Here is a 611-nt window from a genome sequence, read left to right as displayed (position 1 = left end):
CGATAGAACCGAACAGAAGAATCATGATGCCGCCCATTACTGGCACAGGAATGGTTTGCAGAATCGCACCTAGCTTACCTACCAGCGCAAGAACAATAGCGGTAATGGCAGCCCAAGTCATGATTACAGGGTTGAAAGCTTTGGTCAGCATTACCGCGCCTGTTACTTCACTGTAAGTAGTGTTTGGCGGCGCACCAACCATTGATGCTGCAATTGTCGCGATTCCGTCACCCGCGATAGTGCGGTGTAGGCCTGGTTTCTTCAGGTAGTTTTTACCCGTTACATTTGAGATAGCCAACATGTCACCCACGTGCTCCACCGCAGGAGCGATTGCAACTGGGATCATGAATAGAATCGCGTTGATGTTGAACTCAGGCATGGTGAAGTTGGGCATTGCAAGCCAAGCTGCTTGAGCCACAGGTGTAAAGTCAACCACACCGTAGAATAGGGATACTGAATAGCCCGCCAAAATACCACCCACGATAGGAACCAGTTTTAGGAACCCTTTTGCGAACACGCTAAGTGCAATTGTCGTTAGCAGTGAAACAGCAGAGATAATGACCGCAGCATCGCCATTTACTAACTGAACCGCACCGTCGCCCGTTTTACCT

The 611-nt window shown here is 49.6% G+C and carries 1 protein-coding gene; it reads right to left on the bottom strand.

Annotated elements, in window-relative coordinates; translation table 11 throughout:
* On the bottom strand, positions 1 to 611 hold a 611-nt coding region (locus R8O10_RS26100; protein ID WP_318192081.1), incomplete at both ends, for a uracil-xanthine permease family protein.

It is taken from the genome of Vibrio sp. 1727 (assembly GCF_033344415.1).
Taxonomy (GTDB): domain Bacteria; phylum Pseudomonadota; class Gammaproteobacteria; order Enterobacterales; family Vibrionaceae; genus Vibrio; species Vibrio alginolyticus.
Note: the sequence above shows the minus strand (reverse complement) of the source record. Positions and strands in the feature narration are given on the sequence as shown.